Raw genomic sequence first — 23,131 nt, forward strand, 5'->3', positions numbered from 1 at the left:
ATGAGGAGGATTACAATGGGGAATGTAAAAGTTACGGCATTGAAATGTGAATATAGAACGAATCCGCTTGGTATAGGAGCGCGAAACCCACAGTTAAGTTGGCAAATTGAATCCGATCGCCGCGGTACGCTGCAGCAAGGGTATCGGATCATCGTAGCTAACGAAGATGGTGATTTTACGAATCCGGTATGGGATACAGGTTATATAGAATCCGATCAGTCGATTCAAATTGTTTATGAGGGGCCGGAGCTGCAATCAAGAGCTCGTTACCTCTATAAAGTCAAAGTATGGGACAACGTTGGTCGTGAATCTGCATGGAGTGAAATAGCTTGGTGGGAGATGGGCTTGTTAGATCAAGGGGAATGGCAAGCCGAGTGGATCACACCTCACGAAAGTGAGATGGATCCGCAGTCCGAGCCTGCATTTCTGCTTCGCAAGCAGTTTGAGGTGGGAGGAGACGTCCTGTCTGCACGTATATATGCGACGGCTGCAGGCGTCTATGAGCTGTATGTGAATGGCACGCGTGTTTCCGATGAGCTGCTGGCACCAGGCTGGACAAGTTATCCAACTCGGATGCAGGTTCAAACCTATGACGTAACGGATCTGCTCCAACGTGATGGTAATGGGATCGGCATTCTGCTTGGTGATGGCTGGTACAAAAGCGGGATGGGCTTTGAGAATAAAAACTTTAAATACGGTGAACGCCGGGCTGCCCTCGTACAGCTGCATATTCGATATCAAGACGGCACAGAAACTATTGTAGCCACAGATACCACCTGGAAGGCTTCAACAGGAGCGATTCAATATTCGACAATTTACCATGGTGAAACGTATGACGCGCGTTTGGAGCAAGCGGGCTGGAACTCGGTGAATTTCCGCGATGACGAGTGGATGTCTACACAGATATGTTCGGATGTAAGCCATGATGTGCTAGTGCCTCAAGAAAACGCACCGACACGTGTAACGGAAATAATTCGTCCTATCGCATATTTCGTAACGCCTGCCGGCGATCATGTACTGGATATGGGCCAAAATATGGTGGGCCGCGTGCGCTTTACTTTAACTGCTCCTGCGGGTACGCAAATTAAGCTAAAACATGCTGAAGTCTTGGATAAAGACGGCAATATCTATTTCGGCAACCTGCGTCCAGCGAAGCAGGTCGTGACTTATATCGCCAAAGGGGATGGCCCTGAAACTTATGCACCTTATTTCAGCTTCATGGGCTTTCGCTATGTGAAGGTTGAGGGCTTTCCAGGTCAAGAAAATGGCCTGCCTCTGGATGCTTTTGTCGGTGAAGTCATGCATACCGATATGGAGCCGACAGGTGAGTTCGAATGCTCGGATGCCAGGGTGAACCAGCTGCAAAGCAACATTCGTTGGGGCCAACGAGGTAATTTCCTTGACGTGCCGACAGATTGTCCGCAGCGTGACGAACGCTTAGGATGGACGGGGGATGCTCAGGTTTTCATCTCTACGGCGCTATTTAATTACCAAGGCGGTCCCTTCTTCACGAAATGGCTGCATGATATGAAAGCCGAACAAAGACCTAATGGTGGGATTCCATTTGTAGTTCCAGATGTTGTAGGAGGCGAGAATTCAGCTGCTTGGGGAGACGCTGCGGTGATCTGCCCTTGGACGGTTTATCAATATTATGGAGATAAGCGTCTCCTTGCTGAACAATATGAAAGCATGAAAGGATGGATTTCTTACATCCGATCTCAAGGTGATCAGGAATATTTATGGAACACAGGTTTCCATTTTGGCGATTGGCTTGCGCTGGATGCCAAGGAAAATAGCTACATCGGTGCGACACCGGTTGCGCTAGTTGCAACGGCTTATTATGCGTATTCGACACGTATTGTTCGCGATGCCGCAAGAGCGCTAGGACATGAGGAAGAGGCGGAAGCCTTCGATGAGCTTTACCAAGGCGTAATTCAAGCATTCCGAGATGAATTTATAACGAAAAATGGGCGCGTCGCTGCCCCGACGCAAACTGCGCATATCCTTGCGCTCGTCTTCGATCTCGTCGAAGATGAGGTGCGTGAAAGAGTCGCGAAGGATCTCAATGAACTGATTCTGGATAATGATTATCATTTATCAACGGGCTTCGTAGGCACACCTTACTTGTGCTTCGCGCTTTCGAATAACGGCTATCACGAAACAGCGGTTAAGCTGCTGCTGCAAGAAAGCTATCCGGGGTGGCTGTATTCCGTCTCGAAGGGTGCGACAACCATCTGGGAGCATTGGGATAGCATTAAATCAGACGGCTCCTTCTGGAGCGATGATATGAACTCTTTTAACCACTACGCTTATGGCGCGATCGGAGACTGGATGTATCGCAAAATAGCTGGCTTGGATATGAACGTTACTCTACCAGCTTTCAAACGGATTCATATCGAACCGTTGTTTGGAGGGAATCGTCTAGCTTATGCCAAAACAGCACATAACTCCCTATATGGACGCATCGAATCTGGATGGCAAGTGGATCAGGGGCAAATTCAAATGAGGGTTCGTATTCCAGCTAATACAACCGCAGAAGTTATTTTGACAGGAGCCGTAATTGGCAGCGTGCAAGAAGGAGGGCTTTCCCTCGACACCTCGATCCCTGGCATTCAAACCATAAGTGAAGCCGAGCAAGGCGTGCGTGTCCATCTAGGATCAGGTGAGTATACATTCACCTATTTGAATAGCGATCTATTCCGCGTAACGTTTAATGAACATTCTAGAATCAATGATGTATTGGATCATGAAGCGGCAACAGCTATTTTCAAAACACATATGTCAGCCATATTCGAAGGTCCCTTTCTTAATTTCGTTCGAAAATCGACGATTAAGCAGCTGGGGGAGAACACGATGACAGGCATAACACGGAAACAAATAGATGCAATGCTCGCGGAATTAGTTCTCATTTAAAGTATTTGCAAGATCAGATAGGAGTGGCTAAGAGTTATGGGAATACATCAAAAGTTTGTGGAATTGGCGGAAAAGCTCACTCCCGACTTGCACGAGTCGATTGTTTTACCTAAATCAGTGATTGAGGTTGTAGCGGATGAAGAAGCGTTTCAAGGGTGGAGAACGCAAGAGACGGGGAGTATCTCCGAGTTAGAATCCAAATCCTTCGGTAAGGATGAAAGTTTCATTTTGGATTTTGGCGATCATCAAGTTGGTTATATCTCTCTTTCGATCAAATCTGTTGGGAGTCCACAAGATGCTCCGCTTGGGCTGAAGCTAATCTTTGGCGAGATGCCATGTGAGGTAGCGGAACCTTTTGACAGCTATGATGGTTGGTTAAGCAAATCCTGGCTGCAGGAAGAGACGATCTATATGGATGTGCTTCCTACAGTCCTAAAGCTGCCTCGTAGATATTGTTTCCGGTATGTAAAAATGATGATTATCGATACATCCCGTAAGTTTACGGTCTCCTTTAGCGATATTCATTGTACGGCGGTTACCTCAGCTGATCTGAGGGAACTAACGCCGCTGCCTGCTAATATTCCAGCAGACTTACAAGCCATCGATGCCATTAGCATCAAGACGCTTCAAGACTGTATGCAAACGGTGTTTGAGGACGGACCCAAGCGGGATCGCAGGCTGTGGATTGGGGATTTACGACTACAAGCTTTGGCGAATTATCAGACCTTCCATCATCATGATCTGGTGAAGCGATGCTTATATTTGTTTGGCGGTATGACACTTGATGACGGAGCAGTTGGGGCCTGTGTCTTTGAAAAGCCCAATCCGTTAGTCGATGATACGCGACTTTATGATTATTCACTCTTTTTCGTAGCGACGCTATTCGATTATTATGAGGCGTCCAAGGATAGAGAAGCGCTAGTAGAACTATGGCCAGTTGCCCTAGAACAAATACAGATCGGATTAGAACGACTAGATGAATACGGATTGGTGCGTGATGATGAAACCTGGTGGTGCTTCACGGATTGGCATCCAGAGCTTAATAAACAAGCATCCGCGCAATCCATTTTGTTGTATTGTCTCAAACGTGGCCTTGGACTGGCGAAAGAGCTGGAAAAAGATCAAGAAGCAACATTCATTTCAGAACAAATTGATCGTGTGACAAGCAGCGCGCTTCAGCATTTATGGGATGAGAAAACAGGCTTTTTTGTAAGTGGAGTAACTAAGCAGGTTTCATGGGCATCTCAGGTGTGGATAGCTCTGGCAGGCGTGTTGAACGAGGAAGAGAATGGTCAATTAATGGATCGGCTATTCGAGTCACCGCCAGAAATTGGAATGACAACACCCTATATGTATCATCATTTAATTGAGGCTTTATTTGAAAGCGGCAGATCCGAAAAAGCATTGGAGCAAATAAGAGCATATTGGGGAGAAATGGTCAAAGACGGAGCGGATTGCTTCTGGGAAATCTACAACCCCAATGATAAAAAACTATCCCCCTATGGCAGTAATTTAATTAATAGTTATTGCCATGCATGGAGCTGTACACCTACGTATTTTATTCGAAAGTATTTACTGTAACGGGAGGTCGTACACGAAATGAAAGATGATCAACTTCGTCAAAAACCGTTTTATTTATCAGAGTCTGACGTCTCTTGGGTGAAGGAAACGCGTGATGGACTCAGTTTGGAAGAGAAAGTCGGGCAGCTGTTTGTAGTAGTTCAGAAGCCATTTTCACCGGAGCCGGAGGATTTATTGAGCATTAACCCCGGTGGGGTGCATCTCTTTGCTTTTAGTTCTGATGCCACAAAGGTTAATCAACAGGCGAAAATAGCGGATATGCAAAGCCGCAGCAAGTTGCCGTTGTTGGTGACCGGCGATTTGGAATCCGGCGGATTTGGCGGAGCCGTTGACGGCACCAATCTTGGCATGAACATGCAGGTAGCGGCTACGGGGAAACCAGAGCTGGCGCAGGCATTTGGTAAAGGCATTGAAGTAGAAGGCTCGGCAATTGGCTTTAACTGGGTATTCGGGCCTGTGCTGGATATTAACTATAATTATCAAAATTCGATTGTCAATACGCGTGCCTTTGGAGACACGCCTGAAGTTGTAGAAACGTACGCAATCCCAGTTATAGAGGGCGTACAGGAAACCGGTCGAATGGCAGCGTGCGTGAAACATTGGCCAGGTGATGGCATGGATGACCGCGATCAGCATAAGGTTCTGACCGTAAACGCCATGCCGATGCAGCAGTGGCGTGAAACTTATGGGCGAGTGTATCGTTCCGCTTTTGATGCGGGTGTAAAAAGTGTGATGAGTGCGCATATTGCTCTTCCCGCTTACTATGAGGAGCTTGGTATTCATGATGTTAGAAAGCAGCATACGCCAGGGTCGCTTTCCTATGAACTCAATGTGAAACTTCTAAGAGAAGAACTGGGCTTTAACGGATTAATCATTTCCGACGCGTCAGCGATGGTCGGCATGACGAGCTGGGGGCCGCGACATGAAATCGTTCCCCAGTGTATCGCTTCTGGTGTGGATATGTTTCTATTCACAGCGGATCTCAAATACGATTTTGAAGCCATGCTTCAAGGAGTCAACGCTGGCATTATTACAGAGGAACGTCTGAATGAAGCGGTTACGAGAGTACTTGGACTGAAAGCTTCGTTGGGGCTGCATCATGAAAGACCAGCGCTGCAAGATTTAGCTTGTGTAGGGTCAGATGAGCATGTGAATTTAGCCAAAGAATTAGCTCGAACCTCGGTGACGCTAGTGAAGGACACGCAAAACGTACTGCCCATTTCACCTGAAAAGCATAAGAGAATTCTGCTCATTGCATCTGGGAGTGAAGGCTCATTATTCACAGAGAATGGTGCAGGAGGCAGCGGCTTTGAGCAGATGCTGGTAACGGAAGGGTTTGAAGTGGTCAGAAATTACCACCTCAAACAAGAAGAGAATGACATCGATCTGGTCATTTATGTGACGCAGAAGTCGCCGAGCTTTATGCAGAATTCCCTGCGTATGTCACCTGAGGAGGCGGGAGGTATCTTTACTTGGTATCCTACCTACGTACCAACGCTGTTCATTTCGTTAGGTAACCCGTACACCTTATACGAGATGCCAACGATGCCAACCATGATTAATGGCTATAATGCCTCGGCTGTCGTTCAAAGGGAGATTCTAAATTGTTTGATAGGCAAACAGCCCTTCATAGGCACCTCGCCCGTAGATGCGTTTTGCGGATCAGCGTTGGCTAGGCTTTAAAAAAGAGACATCCTCGGATTGCTTCCGATGGATGTTTTTTTTATGATTATTAGCTATATTTCACCATAAACGCACCGTCCTCAAAGGACAGCGGAGCCGATTATTTTGATTGTCTTAAAGTTCATGTATTCACCTAAAATAAGGGTATCCAATGTTAAATAAAGGTATTTTTAAATAAGCTTAATTATGGTAAATTGGCGGCACGCCGAACCATTTACATAAAAGCAGCAAAGGAAAGAGGTGATAGAACTACCAAAAACATAAGTTAAATGAATTATTGTAAACGGTTACATAAGAGATTCAAATTTACTTCGACCAAAAAGGAGATTAGATGATGTTAACAAGAAGCATGGGAAAAGGATCCTTGGTAATCGTGATTTTGGTAATGTCCCTTATACTGGTTGCCTTGGGAATCTGCCTTCAGACAGAAGTCAGCGCTGCTGCAACAACCTACTATGTATCTAATACAGGAAACAACAGTAATCCTGGTACGCTGAGCCAACCCGTTGCTACGATCCAACAAGCTGTAAATATGGCAGGGGTTGCCGGCCCCGGTTCCACGGTTATTGTGAGAGGCGGAACGTACAATATTACATCAACGATCAGTATTACTACTTCAGGAACAAGCGGTAACCCAATTACGATCAAGGCATATTCAGGGGAGACGCCAGTCATTTCTGGTCAGAATACGTACCCGAATCACAGTCTCAGTCTTCAAACTGTTACATATACGGGACCTACCGTTACCAATGATGGAGTAACCTATACGAACGGACAGCAATTTACGCTTTCCTGGAATTCGCTGATGAGTATTACGGCCAATTATATTACCATTGACGGTCTTGAATTGACACAATCCTATGGTGCTGGAATTTATGCCGGTAACTCGGCGACAACCAGATATCATGATATTATCATTCGAAATTCGAAGATTCATGAGAACCGTGGTGAGGCGATACAGGTAGAGAATGTTGATTATTTTACTTTGGACGGCAATAGGGTGTGGGAGAATGCCAATTTTGATCGTTTTAGCCGATTATCCAATGAACTGAACTGGCCGCTAATTCTGATGATACGAGGCAGCGCATATGGAACAATCAAGAACAACACGATTTACCACAACTGGGGTGAAGGGGTTGGCTTCTGGTACAACACGCATGATGTGGTGTTGGAGGATAACGTAATTTATGATAATTATGCATTGGAAGTCTATGTAGACAAGGCTCACGACGTAATCATACAGCGAAATTTCATATACAACACGGGGAATGCGATTTATTTCAGAGGTGGAAGTCCAAGTATGGGGATTGCCATAGCGGATGAGCCTTTTCAAAGTTTTACAGCCGGCTACAACAGGAAGATTATTAATAATTTTCTGAAAGGGAACAGCAAGAATTTTGCGTATTGGAACACGGGATTAGCAACAGGAACTCGCTTGGATAATGACATCATTGCAGGCAACACTTTTATTGATTCAACAAGTACGAATATATCCATTACCGGCGGTGCAAGCCATGTAAACACAAGGATAGAAAACAATATATTCAAGTCGAACACAGGTTCTTTACAAAACGTAGATCAGAGTGCAGGATTAATTTTCTCGAATAACTGCTGGTCCAGTGCTGTTACTGGTGTTGCTTCGAATGTGAATGATGTCATTGGCAATCCATTGCTTGTTGGCGGCACATTCGGACCCGACTATTTCAAACTGCAGGGCACTTCTCCGTGTATTGCTAAGGGGAAGAATAATCTAACCGATGTAGCAGAGGATTACTTCAAGAACGTTAGGAGCAATCCGCCAAGCATTGGCGCATACGAACCTACCATCCTTATGGATAACAGTCATCCAACTGGAATAACTCAGACGGGGATTTGGACGGTCAGTACCTACAGCAGCCAAAGAGTTGGTGCGGACTATCTGCATGACGGGGATACAGCGAAGGGATCCAAGAGCGTTAAGTATGCACCTGATATCGCATCTGCAGGCTCTTATGATGTCTACATGTGGTGGAATGCGGATACGAATCGAGCAAATAATGTACCCGTCACTATAAATCATGCTGGTGGACCAGACAGTATAATCGTCAATCAGCAGGCCAACGGTGGGATGTGGAACTTCATAGGGAGATACGCATTTAATGCCGGGACATCTGGAAATGTGGTCATTAGCAATACGGGGACAACCGGATTCGTTATTGCGGATGCCGTCAAATTTGTGCCTAGATAATTCGATGCCAAAATGAAGGCATCAAATCAAAAACGGTGATATTTTATTGTGATCTTATTCAGGATAAAGTGTAAAGGAGGAAAAGAAAACGCTATCATCTACGCAGAAGTAGGTGCGGCTACATAAAGGGAGACTAAGAGAGATGGTTAATAACTTCAGGGATACGGGCAAGGAAGGTAATCATTCAGCAAGAAAGCATGGGCAAAAAACAGAGAAGTACGATGTTGTCGTTTGCGGGGGTGGACTGGCGGGTTTCTGTGCGGCTGTAGCTTCGGCTAGACATGGGGCCAAAACATGTTTGGTACAGGATCGCCCTGTCTTCGGGGGAAACAGTTCGTCCGAGGTCAGAGTAACGCCTCATGGCGCGGCTGCCTTTCATGTTTATGCGAAGGAAACCGGGATCATATCTGAGTTATTGATTGAGGAACGCGCACGAAATCATGAGCCGATTTTTGAGAATGGCTGGACCAACAGCGTGTGGGATATGACGATGTATGATATGGCGCAGCGAACAGAGAATTTGACCTTTTACTTGAACACATCCATTCTGGATGTTCGGATGGCGGGTGAGCGCAAGATTGCGTCGGTCGTGGGTTACGTTGCTAACGCTGAGATGGAGATCGAACTTGTAGCAGATGTATTCGTGGATTGCACAGGCGACGGCATCGTTGCCGACCGTGCAGGTTGTGAATGGCGGATGGGCTCGGAAGGACGCGAGGAATTCGCCGAACCGCATGCACCACTGCAGGCTAGCGGAGATGTGATGGGGAGTTCGCTGCTTTTTAAAACGAAAGACCTTGGTTCCCCGGCTCCGTTCACGGCTCCTGATTGGGCTGCGAAGCTCGATAATCCCGACTTTTTCTATAAACAGGGTCGGAATCCGAATGATATGCGCGGTGGTTACTGGTGGATCGAGATCGGCATGCCTTGGCACACCATCTATGAAAGTGAAGATATTCGTCATGAGCTGACGCGGTATGTGTTAGGTATTTGGGATTGGATCAAGAATAAAGATCCACTTACGAAAGAGCTGGCAGCTAATCATGCCATAGACTGGATCGGCCAAGTGCCGGGTAAACGGGAAAGCCGCCGAATTATGGGGCAATATCTGATGACGGAGCATGATCCACAGAATAAGACGGTATTTGAGGATGAGATTGCTTATGGTGGCTGGTTCCTTGATCTGCATACACCTGGGGGACTACTTGCGCCTACCAGTGAGCATGCCAGCTCAGAGGGCTATGATGAAACCTCCTCCTATATGGTAAAAAGCTATTGTGGCCCTTATGGTATTCCATTGCGGTCAACGATTGCCAAGGATGTCGATAATTTGATGATGGCTGGTCGGAATATCTCTGTGACGCATGCCGCATTAGGTACGGTGCGCGTAATGGCAACAACCGCGTTGATAGGGCAGGCCGTGGGGACGTCGGCTGCAATTGCATTGAGGCATGGATTAGCACTCGCGGACGTACCAGGTCTGGCTATACAAGAAGTGAAGCAAACGCTGCTGCGTGATGGCTGTTTCCTCCTAAACACAACGAACGAGGACGAGCTGGATCTGGCACGCAAGGGGCGCGTTACGGCTAGCAGTCAGGCTGCGTGCAGTGGTTCGGAAGTGAAGGCGGAGCTACAAGCATCTGGCAAATTGGGTCATCAAGAAGAGCTGCTCCGTCAACGTAAAGGACAATGGATTGCCATTTCAGAGGGAGTATTGAACCGAGTATCTGTCTGTGTGACGAATACGAGCGACACCCTTCAAATCGTGGAAGCGAAACTTATTCCGGTGGATCATATCTGGGACTACCGCTGTGAAGCAAACCCAGCGCTGGCCACAACGGAACTACAAATCAAGCCGGGGACCTATCAATGGATCGATTGGGATGTGCAGTTGAGCGAGGCGGATGGCTTGAAGTCAGGGACCTATGTGCGTTTGGATTTACTAGCAAATCCCCACATTGCGTGGCATTGCGGGGATGGCATAGTTCCAGGTCATACGTGCGCATATGAAATGGGCGAGGGCAAGATGCGCCGGGATTGGAATGGTCCGACGCGCAGCTTCCGCGTGGATCCTCCGCAGCATGCGTACAGCCCTGAACATGTCATTAGTGGTGTAACGCGACCATATCGTTTTACGAACTTGTGGCGCTCGGATGCGAGAGAGGAGCTTCCGCAATGGCTAGAATTGAAATGGGATCATCAACAATCCATTGGACAGATTGAGCTCACATTCCCGGGAAGCCTTCTATGGGAATACCATGGATATGCACCGTTTTATCGTGACCCGCAATGTCCGAAAGATTATAGGATTGAAGCCTTTGTTGGCGGTGCATGGGAGCAGCTCTTAGAGGTGAAGGAGAATTATCAGCGCCATTGCCGTTATACGCTAGCTCAACCTGTCCAAACGCAAAGACTGCGTGTCGTCATCGATGCCACCAATGGAGATCCGTCTGCGGCCATCTATGAAGTGCGTTGTTATTAATATGATGCAAGCCCTAGTTCGTTGAACTGGGGCTTGCTGTTTTACCACCCCAGAATTTATATGTTTGGGGTTTTGGGTAAGAGAAGCTTACCCTTATTTATTTGTTATCAGCGTGGGTTATGGTGTGAGGCGTTGCTCCTGGCCAGGAGAATAACTGGATTTTCTGCAGCTAATTCAAGCAAAATCACGGCTTTTCGTAAAATAACTGGATTTCCTCCCGTTATTTCTGGCCAATTTCGCCAAACGGAACATTTCGGGCAAAATTAGATGCATAAAATCCAGTTAAAATCATCAAAGGCTAGTTTTCCCCGGAAATAGATGTAGGAAATCCAGTTAATCCCCAAAAGCTGCCCAGCCTGCAAAAGTGCGAATCTCACGTTACATCGATTTCCGATGTTCCTTTGGGGAAACGCCGAAATAGTTTTTGAAAGCACGCGAGAAATGATAGAGATTGCCATACCCAACTTTTTCTGAGATCTCATTGATCCGTAAGGTGGGGTTTTTGAGCAGCTTCTGGGCTTCTTCCATGCGGACTTTGGTTAAATAGGCAGTGAAAGTTAAGCCGGTTCGTTCCTTAAAAAGCTTGCTAAAGTACGAGTAATTCATCGATACCCGATTAGCCACTTCGGCTAGCTGCAGATCGCGGCTGTAATGCTCACGAACGATGGACTCCGCTACAGTAATAACGGTTTCGCCCAAATTAGCCTGCTCCGAGATCAGCTGTTTCGTATCTGTGGCGTAGCTTTTTAAATAATGCCGGAGCTCTCCTAACGTGTGAAAAGTGTCGAAAGCTGTTGCGCGTTCGGTCTCTTCAAAAAGAAAACGCTCATGGACATGGCGATGGATCTCAGAAAGCACGAGGTCATAAATGGACTTGAGCTGCTCCAAAGACATCTGTGAGCGTAAAACATCGCGTAGATGGCGGTCAACCCAAAGGCCGATACGTTCCACATGCAGGGTTTCGGCAGCTTGCTTGAACTCCTCCATTTCCTTTTTGACAGGCAGCCAAGCATCCGTCCTATCCATTGGTTCAAGTGTCTCGAAAACCTCGCTTGGTTCTCGTAAAATCCGCTCCGACATCGCGTGATGCGCTTGTTTGTAAAGTCGTGATAAATCATCTAAGCCTTGCCCTGATTGACTAATCGAGGCCGTAGGCGTTCGCAGATTGCCATTCCTAAGCAGGATAACAGCTTTACTAAGTACACCTTGAACGGTATCAAAGGAAATGGATGCCGCATAATTAAACACAAGGCACACCGATCCTAGCACATCATGAAATGCTAGGAAGCGTAGATGTGATGTTAGATCATCTTCTTGAACACATTGTTCCAAACATTCACTTACCCTATCCAAATGCTCCTCGCTGAAGGTAACGTCGCCGAAGGAAAACATGGAAACGGCGAATCGCGGATGAGTAAAGTAAGCTTCGAGTGATTGCTGTGGCTCGGAATCTTTGCTGCTCACCATGGCGTTCGAACCGTGGATGACGAGGGGTAATCGAGCAATAAGCAGTGCCCGAGCGTCCGTTTGGTTTCTTTCGACGAGCTGGTCGTTGAGGGTATCTTTCTCAATACTCGCAATGGCGGACTGTACTTGCTGGCCGAGTTCATCGGACGCTGCGGGCTTCAATAAATAGTCTTGTGCGCCGTATTTGAAGGCTTCACGGACATAGGGATAATCACCATAGCCGCTTAACATAATGAATTTGGTGCGTGTTAGGAGCGGGGTAAGCTCTCTAATCAATTGAATGCCATCTAACTCGGGCATACGAATGTCCGTGATAATGATGTTTGGTTGTAAGGTTTTAGCCATTGCAAGTCCCTGTGGACCACCGTTTGCGACATAAATATCCCGTATACCAGCGACATTGGCCCTTTCTAGTTTGGCTTTGACGCCGCTGCCGATCAATTCTTCGTCATCAATGATTAATACGGTATACATCGTCATTCTCCTCGCTTCTTCTTGCGTCATAAGGAAGGGTTAATATCGTTTCGGCGAATTGGCCTTGGATACTGTTGATTTGTAAGGGATAATTCTCCCCGTAAAATAATTTCAATCGTTCATTAATGTTGCCTAAACCGATGCTTTCTCGGTCTTTGTTACCTTTGGCCATATACACGGAAGTGCGAAATTGTTCGTTAATTTCTTCCAACCGTGCTGCTTCAATCCCAATGCCATTATCTCTTACACATAAACGGATGGATAAATCAGTTTCTTGGCTCACATAAATATCAATATCGAGTGTGTCCTGCTTAGCGAAGCCATGCTTCACGCTATTCTCGACAATCGGTTGAAGAATAAATTTTAAGACCTGAATGCTGAGAAGCTCGTTGGGAACATGAACGCGGAAATGAATACTGTCTCCGTATTTCACCTTCTGAAGCGTCATATACTGCCCCAGATAACGAAGCTCATCTTGGAGCGTTGCGAATTTTGCGTGACCGTCCATATTATAGCGCATCATTTTGCCGAAATCGGCCATAGCATCGGACACATCATATTGGCCGGCAATTTCCATTTTGGCACTAAAGATATCCAGCGTATTATAGATAAAATGCGGATTAATCTGCGATTGCAGTGCGATGAGCTGTGCATCCTTGTGCATGGTCTCTTTTTTGATCATATCGGCTAACAGCAGGGTAATTTTATTCAGCAAAATGTTGAATTTCTCGGTGATAACACCGAACTCGTCCTTCCGTACAATAGGAATGGGCTGAAACCCTGTCTCAATGGCGAGATCCATCTGTTTAATGCTCGTTTTCATTTTACTTAGCGTCATCTTGAGGACGAAGTAGAAAGCGAACAATAGAACAATGAGGGTAAGAATAAAAGCTAGATTAGCCACAACCTGCAAGGAACCGAGCAGAGGTGGGAGCGGAATCGCCATAACGATGACTTGCTGGACTTCTTTTAACGAGTCAGCGACGTATAAAAAACCGGATTCCTTGGCGTAGCCTTGATTTTCATCCAATATATAAACAGGCTGATTGACAACATTAGGGCCCTCAGCGGGTTCAAGAAGATCAACAGAGCGCACGTCAACCATCGTAATTCCTAGATAATAGCCTTCAATAGAGATCATTTTCTGGATATAGCGGAAAATATCACTACCGTCTTCCTGCTTCGTATCCAGCACCCAGAGAGATTTCTGATCCGAAGCCATAAAGGTATCGTACCACGCCTCTTTTTTAATTTTCTGCTCGGAGAAAAAGGAACCAAAACCTTCTGGAATCGAAACATTGTTTGTATAGATAGAAATTTTTTGGATGTTGATTTTCTGGAATAACATCGCATAGTTAACAAGTGGAGCAGCGAAATTGAAATACGTATCTAAAGAATTGGAGTCGGATGAATACGGCTCTCCGAGAAATTGTTGCAAGCGGTAGTTAAACGTAATGTTATTGCTAACGCTTTCAATAAGATCAATTTTATTCTCGATTGTATACTTAATCTGTTTAACGGTGGTCTGTGAATTGGTAAGCAGTTGATCTTGCACGTAGCGCTGTGATTGATTGTACGTGTAGAGTCCGAGCACACTGAAGGGGATTAGTATGAAAAAAATAAAGGCTAGCGTCACTTTACTTTTGATACTCATGGCATTAAAGGCACGTTGCAACGTCACTCCTTCTTTCTCTAAAGATGTTTGTAGGAGGTATTCGACACAAGGCATGCTAAACCTTTCGTTAACTAGGCAGAGCCCAAATGAAGGTATCAAAACTAAAATGATGATATTTTTATAAGCGCTTTCAAAATGTATAGTGAGAATATGCTTCCGAAGTTGCTTTGCTATAGCAGAAGTAGAGTTAGCATTATAGAGAACGCTGTCATCTGGTTATCACGACTTGGGGCAGTAAATCGGGGAGGTAAGTCAAGTGGATGGAGCCGTAAATGCAAAACAACGTGTTCGGTCGCCACGATTATCAGTGACGGGTAGATGGCTGCGTTTCAAGAGTCAGTTCGCGCTGCAAAGCATGGTATGGCCGGGGATTTTGTTTCTGCTTCTGTTCTCGTATGTTCCAATGTATGGCATTCTAATTGCATTTAAGGAGTACGATCTTTTCTTGGGTGTGATGAATTCACCGTGGATTGGGTTTACACATTTCCAGGAATTTCTGAATGATCCGAATTTCTTGAATGTACTACGTAACACGCTAGCGATGAATCTTATGGGGTTGGTTCTTGGGTTTCCTGCGCCCATCGTGTTTGCACTCTTCCTTAATGAGCTGAATAAGAAACGTTTCAAGAGCTTTGTACAAACGATTTCTTATCTCCCTCATTTTGTTTCGTGGGTTATTTTTGGAGGGTTAGTGCTGACAGTGCTATCGCCTTCGAATGGGATTCTCAATCTCTTACTTACGAGTTTGCATATTATTGATGAACCGATTAATTTCATTGCGAAACCGCATCTGTTCTGGATGATTATGGTGAGCGCTGAAATATTGAAAGGGATTGGCTGGGGAGCGATTATTTATATCGCAGCGATAGCCGGTGTGGACCAAGAAATGTATGATGCAGCCAAGATTGACGGTGCAGGCAGATTTCAGCGGATGTGGTATGTGACGCTGCCAGCCATTATGGGGACAGTCGTGATTATGCTCATTTTTGCGATAAGCTCTATCTTGAACACGGGCTTCGAGCAGATTATGGTCATGCAGAATCCGCTAAATCTGGATGTGAGTGAAACAATCGATACGTATGTCTATAAGGTAGGCCTGAGGCAAATGAGGTATTCCTATTCGACTGCGGTAGGCTTAGCGAAATCAGTGGTTGCCCTGATTCTGTTATTTGCTGCTAATTATGTATCTCGTAAAGTGACAGACAATAGCTTGTTCTAAGAGGATGCCTGCGTGTAAGGAGGAACACATAATGAATATCCGTTCTAGAAGGGACAAATGGTTTGACATCGGTAATATCATTTTTATGTCTGCAGTTGTATTCGTAACGCTGGCTCCGTTCTGGTTTGCTTTGGTTGGTTCTTTTAATGACGGGTTGGATTACTTGCGAGGAAGCGTGTACTTATGGCCTCGGGAGTTTACGCTTGCGAATTATAAAGCAGTATTCTCAGATACGACCATTTATCATGCGTTTTTCATTACGATTAGCAGAACGCTGCTCGGTATGTCCACGCATATCGCTTTTACAGCTCTCGTTGCCTACGGTATGTCTCGTAAAGGACTTAGTGGACGCAACATATATCTCGTGATTATGCTCACGACCATGTTCTTCTATGGTGGACTTATTCCGACTTACTTGCTGTATAAAGAAATTGGCCTGTTAAACAATTTTATGGTTTATATTATTCCCACCTTGTTCAGTGTTTGGGATATGATTATTATCATGTCCTTCTTTCGAACGATCCCTGAACAAATTATCGAGTCGGCTAAGATGGATGGGGCCGGGGAATACCGGATTTTGCTGCAGTTGGTGCTGCCGTTGACGAAGCCTGTCTTAGCCGCTATTGCTTTGTTTAATGGGGTATATCATTGGAACTCTTATATGGATGCGTTGATGTTTACGACGAAATCATCCTTAGAGCCTGTTCAACTTGTACTCATGCGGATGGTGACAGATGCTTCGTACGGGGAATCATTTAGTCAGCAAGCCATGAGCTTTATGCCAGAAGAAGCGAAGCATGTTAGTTCGGCTACGTTGAAGTTAGCCATGATGGTCGCAACAACAGCGCCAATCGTCGCCATTTATCCATTCTTACAGAAGTATTTTGTTAAAGGTGTGCTTATTGGTTCTGTGAAAGGTTAGTTCACGCATATCAAAGGGGGCAAAGCAAATGAAAAAAAGTTTAGTAAGTATGGGGCTAGTTACGACGTTGATGGGGACTTTGCTTGCAGGTTGTTCAACGGATAAAGGAACAGAAGTGGCGAGTTCGCCAAAGGCATCAGAAGCGTCAGCCAAACCTGATGATAAATCTCCAATCAAGATAACTTGGTTCGTCGATCAAGAATCCTACAAAAAGAACTGGGATCCAGTGAATAACTTACTGGATAAGAAAATTACAGAGGATACGGGCGTTTCAATTGAATTTACTTCAGGAAATGATGATAAATTAAGCGCTCTTATCGCATCAGGAGATATCCCGGATATGATTACCGTGGATAAAGGGGCGCCGCAGCGAGGTGTGCTTGAGAAATCTGGCTTGGTTGCTCCGCTAGATGAGTTGATTAAGAAGCATGATCCATCGTTTAATGTAGCGAAATCCATGCAGGATTGGTTCCGTAATCCAGATGGCCACTTCTATGGGTATGCCAACTATTTCTGGGCCAAAGAAACGTTTAAACCAGGAGATACCATTTACAGCAACCAAGGCTTATATGCGCGTAAAGATATTATGGATCAGCTTGGCATTAAACCTGAGGACTTCAATACCAAGGAAGGCTTGGTTGCAGCGCTGCGTAAAGTAAAGGATTCAAAGACGAAATATAATGGCTTCGATGTAACTCCCGCTTACTTCGAGAGCTGGGTCATCTCAAGTTTCTTCGGCGCTCCACGTGAAGATGCGCAAGGTAATCTTCTGGATCGTGAAAGAACTCCGGAGACATTGGAAGCGTATCAGTTCCTCAACCGTTTATATCGGGAAGGTTTATTGCCAGAAGATAGTCAAACGTTGAATCAGTCACAGCTTACCGAGAAAGTGAATAATGGCGCAGTCTTTGCCCTCACAAACAAGGCAATTAAATGGGATGCCTTATATGCCAAGGATCCGAAGGCAATCTTTGTTTCAGTTGGACCGGTTCTTGGTGATAAAGGCAAACAACCTGTTATTGATCCAGTTCAAGCCTCAGGTTGGACATTGACGATGGTTAGCAGTAAAGCCAAAAATCAGGATCGCATTATTAAGCTCATGCATTATCTCTCGTCTGATGAAATGAGTTTGAATGTGACTTATGGTCCTAAAGGCATTACGTGGGATTATGATGCGAATGGTAAGGTTAAATTATCAGATGAGTTTATTAAGGCTAGAAGCGAAGATGCAGCGAAAACGAAATTGAAATACGGAAATGGTACGTTAGATTGGCTGATTAACTATGTCCCTGTTCAACGCACATTGCCAGTGAACGGTGTACAAGAAACGGAAAGAACCAAATCGAATATTTATTTCAGTAAATATACGTACGACATGCTTGCTTTCGAATCCACTTCACCGCTTGGCGGAACAGAAGAAGCGGGCATCAATGCAAAACGCGAAGAGGTTCGTGTCAAAACAAGAGCGAAAATGATTCTCGCTAAAGCACCAGAGGATGTTGAGAAACTCTACAAAGAAGGCATTGATCAAGAAGAAAAACTTGGCTCTCAAAAGCTGCTAGACTATCAAAACAAAAAATTCCAAGAAGCCAAGAAAGCTTTAGGTGTACCGTTCGTTTGGCCGACGAATATCAAGAAATAATACTTTAATGGTATAAGCTAGCACATTGGCATATGCAACGTTCGTGAGTGGATAGCTTTCTTCACACGCTTGCATATGCCTTTTTGCGGACTTTTATGGAGAGGGGGGATAAGGGAAACAACTCAAATATAAAGCACAGACGACTTAAGTCTAGTACTGTGCCATTGGATACATGGAGGGATCGACTGTAATCTCTATTAAAGGAGCTAAATAATGACGTACAAATCGATCCGTAGACGTATAACCGTTTTGCTTATTTTGACCATGATGTTCTCTGCTATTGGCGGTGGTATCTTAGGCCATGTACCGACAGCTCAGGCAGCTGATGTATGGAAGCCTATGGATACAGAGCCGATGACGGTTCCTGGCAGTGCCCTGGATTTATCTGGATTGAATGAAGCACCAGCAGGTAAATATGGCTTCATCCAACAAGGTATTGACGGCGACTATACGTTTGAGCAAGCACCGCAAAAAAAGGTGAAGTTATACGGAGCCAATATAACCTGGAATATGTTCTACGGCTCGCATGATGATGCGGATCAAACTGCGAATCGCCTAGCACGTTTAGGCTATAACGCAGTTAGAATACATGCACAGGATGCAATGGCCGATTGGGTACAAGGTATTTTCATCCAAAATGGATCAACGACGCCACAACTAAATGTGGATCGATTGGATCGATTAGAGTACTTTATTGCAAAGTTGAAGTCTAAGGGGATTTACGTAACAATTGACATTTTTCACCTGTATGATTTCAAAAATATACCGGGGCTTGGCGAATACGCAGATGGGACGAAATCACCTTATTTGCTTCCTCTTCTCCCCCAAGCGCTCGACATGTGGAAAGCGATTGCAGACATGTGGCTATCCCATGTTAACCCCTATACGGGTCTCCCTTTGAAGCATGATCCCGTTCTAATCGGTGTTAGCCCGTGGAATGAATCCTTGCTTCTGAATATGAATCTTAGCGGCATGAAGGTGCCTTTGCGCGACTATATGCTTCAGGATTTCAACCAGTATCTGGACTCGATAGGTAAGCCTGACATCTTTAGTTTCCCAGGCAATTATTGGGATGCAGCAGGGGACATTAAGGATCAGCTTAGTGCGTATTATTCCAATAAAACCATTCATGTCTCAAATGCGATGAGGACTTATTTGAAAGAGGATCTTGGCGTTAAAGCGCCTATTGGCGGATTAAATTACATTTATAGCCCGAATGTGAACTATTGGCGCGATCAAGCGTCGGATGTGTATGAAACACATGCCTATTACCAATTTTCAAACAATAGATTTACGGACAGTAATGGGAGTGGCTATCAGTACAATCCGCTCAAGGAGCCTCGTCTAAGCATGGCGTTCAATAGCACTACAATTGCCAATTATCCGAAGGATTGGCCGACGGATACGAATTTTGGATCTTACTATCCAGCCCTATCATTAAGGCAGCCATATGCCAAACCATTTGTGCTTACGGAGTTTCAGGATACGCAACCCGTCAAAGGGCGTGAAGACATCGGTATCTTCAATGGCGCAGTTGGGGCTTACCAAGGCTGGGACATGATGAACCGATACTCCTTCGGCGTCAATATAGGGGATGCTTATAAAAATATGAAGTTAGGTGCTCCTGAAGAGTTCTCTATCGTAGGTGATCCGCTTGCTATTATGTCGGAGGCAGAAGCGGCGCTCTTATTCCGAAATGAGGCCATTCAAGCCGCAAGTCCGAAATTCGTGTTCGTATGGGATCGCACATGGTCGCGCGATAAGGCAGCAGCCTCAGAAGGCGACGCGTATCTGACGAACATGATGTACATTCCACATCTGTTCAAGACCATGTCTGTGTATGGTGATAAACCGAATGTGCCGTTAACTGTGTACAAAATCACGCCTGACAACACACCAGAACAGATTGCTAGCGGCAATCTGCCAGAAGCCAACAAACTGCCGATTTCGTCTTCGATGTCGAATAGACAGATGACCGAATTGTTCATTCATTCGTTGGATGATGCGAACAAGAAAGCTGAAATGTTAGCTGCATTGAGTCAGAATAAGCTGCTATCAGATACCGGTGAGCTTACATTTGATCTCAATCTGGACACCTACTTCGTGAATACGCCGAAAGTCATCGCGGCAGCGGGAACAATGAATAATCATAAGTTCGCACTGGGGCAAACGACAGTGACAGGCGATGTCGACAAGGGTACTTTTTTCGCATCCTCCTTGGACGGGAATGCGCTGAAGGATAGCGACCGTATGTTGCTTGTCTATACAACGGATGTAGCAGCTACAGGGGAACAATATGTTTCGCTGCCTTCTGGTGAAATCAAATACTACAAAGGTACACTGCCAACCTTAGTGAAGCAGCAAAGGGCTAAGTTCACGTTAACAACGACGAAACCTGCTGGAGGCTTTAAAGCTTATAAGCTTGCGCTGAACGGTGCGTGTCTTCAGGAAATACCTGTGACCGTGAATGGTCAGATAGTGTCTGTTACCTTGGATACGGATAAAGGATTAGCCTTTGAGCTCGTATACGATCCGCTATATTCCACGGATTTTGAGTCAGGTGCAGCGGAATGGACCACGGTCAAAGGGAACTTCGGGATTCAAACGGAGAGCAATGGCAACCATGTGTATCGGACGACAAAACAATCAACATCCGTTGTTGCACAAACCTACGGAGCGGACTATTTCGTTGAATCTGATGTTCGAATCACAACTTTTAAGGATACGATAGGGCTTGTTGCGAGATACGTGAATCAAGGCAAGTATTATAGCTTTACTTATGATGCACTTCTTGGCAAGGCATCCATCGAGAGACAGAATAATGATCAAACAATTGTTCTCCAATCAACCTCTGGATTGGCAATGCCGCTAGATGTCATGAACAAACTTAGGTTTGACGTGGCGGGCAATCGCTTGAATGGCTATATAAATGGTCAATTAGTCGTTACAGCAACAGATAGCACGATTGCAAATGGATCCGCAGGTATATTAACCAAGGATCTTGTACTGCCAGCAGGATTCCCTTTTGGTGCGGCTAGTCAACAATGGTTAGCAACGCTAGGAAGCGCGATTAAGGGATATTTGAATGAAGGGGTCACAAGTTCAAACGGTTCTTTTTTAACAAAATTACTAGAAATCGTAAAGCGGGTTATGGGGCCAGTTTCTTATGATAATTTCCTTGTTGCATATAGAGATGTCAGTGCACCTTCCGTACCTTCCAATGTGACGGCAACCGCGCTCTCGTCATATGAGATATCACTCTCTTGGACCCCATCTACCGATAATGACCGTGTAGCTGGCTACTTTATTTATCGAGATGGGCAAGAAATTGCGTCAGTCAGCGGGTCGAGCACGAGCTTTATTGATACGGGTTTAAGTCTTGGTACTACCTACGCGTACACTGTTAAAGCATTTGACCCAGCGAATAATTATTCTATTGTAAGTAGTAATGCCATAGCAACGACAAAAAGCTCGCTGCTGGAAGATAATTTTGAGTCTGGAAGCGCGAATGGGTGGACTGTCGTATCTTCATGGGGAACGTTCGCCGTGATAACGGACGGCAGTACGAAAGCCTATCTCTCGGACAATACGGACAAAGGGGCTACGAAATCTGTTGCGGGGCAATCATCGTGGACCGACTATCAGATAGAAGCCAAGGCTAAAATGGACCAAACGAGGGGCAGAATTGGACTTGTAGCTAGATTCGTTGACTATAACAACTACTATAGTATGACCTATGAAAGCTATACCCAGAAAGTGTACCTTAGTAAGGTGCAAAACGGTAATATTACCGACCTAGCCGTTTCAGCTGCGATCACACCGCTTGCGGCCGGCACATACCATACGTTGAAATTCACCGTGTCGGGAAATACCTTGCAGGGTTATGTGAATGGGCAACTGCTTGCCATGGCCACGGATAGTACGTTTCCAGCTGGGAAGATCGGTGTATATACGCACCTGTTGAAAGGTTATTTTGACGACATCGTGGTGAAACTACTTCCAAAGCCTGACGTATCGCCGCCGACTTCCCCAACAGGACTAACGGCCACTGCTTTATCATCCACAGAAGTAGCGTTGTCATGGTCACAATCATCCGATGATACAGGGGTAACTAGCTATGCTATTTATCGTGACCAGCAATTAGTAGGTACCGTTAATGGTGCGGTGAATACGTACAAAAATACGGGATTGAACCTCGCTACGACGTATCACTATACGGTCAAGGCGTTAGATGCGGCGAACAATCAATCCGAAGCTAGCAGTGAAACCGTCGTCACGACGAACAGCACGCTTCTGACCAATAATTTCGAGTCAGGTAACGCGCTTGGGTGGTCGGTCGTTTCTTCTTGGGGGAATTACTCCGTCGTATCAGACGTATACGGCTCCAAAGCTTATTTATCTGATAATGCGGATAAAGGAGGAACGAAGTCAGTCGCAGGCATATCAACATGGACCAACTATAGCGTAGAAGCTAAGGGGAAAATGGAGACAGGTAGCGGCAGAATGGGGTTAGTAGCGAGATTCATTGACTATAACAACTATTACAGTATGTCTTATGACACCTTTACAAAGAAAGTCTACATCAGTAAGTTACAAAATGGCGTTCAAACTGACTTAGCGATTTCAGCTGCCATCACGCCGCTTACCACAGGCACCTACCATACGCTGCGATTTACTGTGATAGGGAATACCTTGCAGGCTTATGTGAATGGGAACCCAATTCTCACCGCTACAGACAGCACATTCTCGGCAGGGAAGTTCGGTGTGTACACGCATTTGCTCAAAGTTTATTTTGATGATGTTGAGGTGAAATTAGCTCCATAAATTAATAAAAAAAATGGCGGTA

The 23,131-nt window shown here is 45.5% G+C and carries 11 protein-coding genes; 9 read left to right on the plus strand and 2 right to left on the minus strand.

The genetic code is table 11. The features are described 5' to 3' along the window. Window positions 1–15 precede the first annotated feature (15 nt). From ASL11_RS21500 to ASL11_RS21520, 5 genes are all read left to right on the plus strand, one after another. Complete coding sequence (locus ASL11_RS21500; RefSeq protein ID WP_056619444.1) at window positions 16–2,913, plus strand: alpha-L-rhamnosidase; 2,898 nt, start codon at window positions 16–18, stop codon at window positions 2,911–2,913. A gap of 36 nt (window positions 2,914–2,949) precedes the next feature. Then, window positions 2,950–4,494 (plus strand): alpha-L-rhamnosidase-related protein, encoded by a 1,545-nt coding sequence (locus ASL11_RS21505; RefSeq protein ID WP_056619446.1) that lies wholly within the window; start codon window positions 2,950–2,952, stop codon window positions 4,492–4,494. An 18-nt stretch (window positions 4,495–4,512) separates the two neighbouring features. Beyond that, window positions 4,513–6,177: a glycoside hydrolase family 3 protein gene (locus ASL11_RS21510; protein WP_056619449.1), complete on the plus strand. Its 1,665-nt coding sequence runs from the start codon at window positions 4,513–4,515 to the stop codon at window positions 6,175–6,177. A 331-nt stretch (window positions 6,178–6,508) separates the two neighbouring features. Continuing rightward, complete coding sequence (locus ASL11_RS21515; protein ID WP_082595669.1) at window positions 6,509–8,404, plus strand: golvesin C-terminal-like domain-containing protein; 1,896 nt, start codon at window positions 6,509–6,511, stop codon at window positions 8,402–8,404. Between the two features lie 142 nt (window positions 8,405–8,546). Next, the gene (locus ASL11_RS21520) at window positions 8,547–10,886 is read left to right on the plus strand and encodes an FAD-dependent oxidoreductase (RefSeq protein ID WP_082595670.1); all 2,340 of its coding nucleotides are present in this window, start codon (window positions 8,547–8,549) and stop codon (window positions 10,884–10,886) included. A gap of 378 nt (window positions 10,887–11,264) precedes the next feature. On the opposite strand, the gene ASL11_RS21525 is transcribed toward ASL11_RS21520, so the two are convergent. Further along, window positions 11,265–12,827 carry a helix-turn-helix domain-containing protein gene (locus tag ASL11_RS21525; RefSeq protein WP_056619455.1) on the minus strand — a complete coding sequence of 521 codons (1,563 nt, stop codon included), beginning with the start codon at window positions 12,825–12,827 and terminating at the stop codon, window positions 11,265–11,267. After that, window positions 12,805–14,502 (minus strand): sensor histidine kinase, encoded by a 1,698-nt coding sequence (locus ASL11_RS21530; protein ID WP_056619458.1) that lies wholly within the window; start codon window positions 14,500–14,502, stop codon window positions 12,805–12,807. The genes ASL11_RS21525 and ASL11_RS21530 overlap by 23 nt, the downstream gene beginning before the upstream one ends. A 256-nt stretch (window positions 14,503–14,758) precedes the next feature. Here ASL11_RS21530 and ASL11_RS21535 point away from each other — a divergent pair, with 256 nt between their 5' ends. From ASL11_RS21535 to ASL11_RS21550, 4 genes are all read left to right on the plus strand, one after another. Continuing rightward, entirely contained in the window at window positions 14,759–15,721 is a 963-nt protein-coding gene (locus ASL11_RS21535; RefSeq protein ID WP_056619461.1) for an ABC transporter permease, read from the plus strand. A 31-nt stretch (window positions 15,722–15,752) separates the two neighbouring features. Continuing rightward, window positions 15,753–16,643 (plus strand): carbohydrate ABC transporter permease, encoded by an 891-nt coding sequence (locus tag ASL11_RS21540; RefSeq protein ID WP_056619464.1) that lies wholly within the window; start codon window positions 15,753–15,755, stop codon window positions 16,641–16,643. Between the two features lie 28 nt (window positions 16,644–16,671). Beyond that, window positions 16,672–18,285 (plus strand): extracellular solute-binding protein, encoded by a 1,614-nt coding sequence (locus tag ASL11_RS21545; RefSeq protein WP_056619467.1) that lies wholly within the window; start codon window positions 16,672–16,674, stop codon window positions 18,283–18,285. A 213-nt stretch (window positions 18,286–18,498) separates the two neighbouring features. Beyond that, window positions 18,499–23,109, plus strand: coding sequence for a family 16 glycoside hydrolase (locus tag ASL11_RS21550; RefSeq protein WP_056619469.1), 4,611 nt, complete (start codon window positions 18,499–18,501; stop codon window positions 23,107–23,109). Window positions 23,110–23,131 lie beyond the last annotated feature (22 nt).

The sequence above is a fragment of the Paenibacillus sp. Soil750 genome (assembly GCF_001428045.1).
GTDB lineage: Bacteria > Bacillota > Bacilli > Paenibacillales > NBRC-103111 > Paenibacillus_E > Paenibacillus_E allorhizoplanae.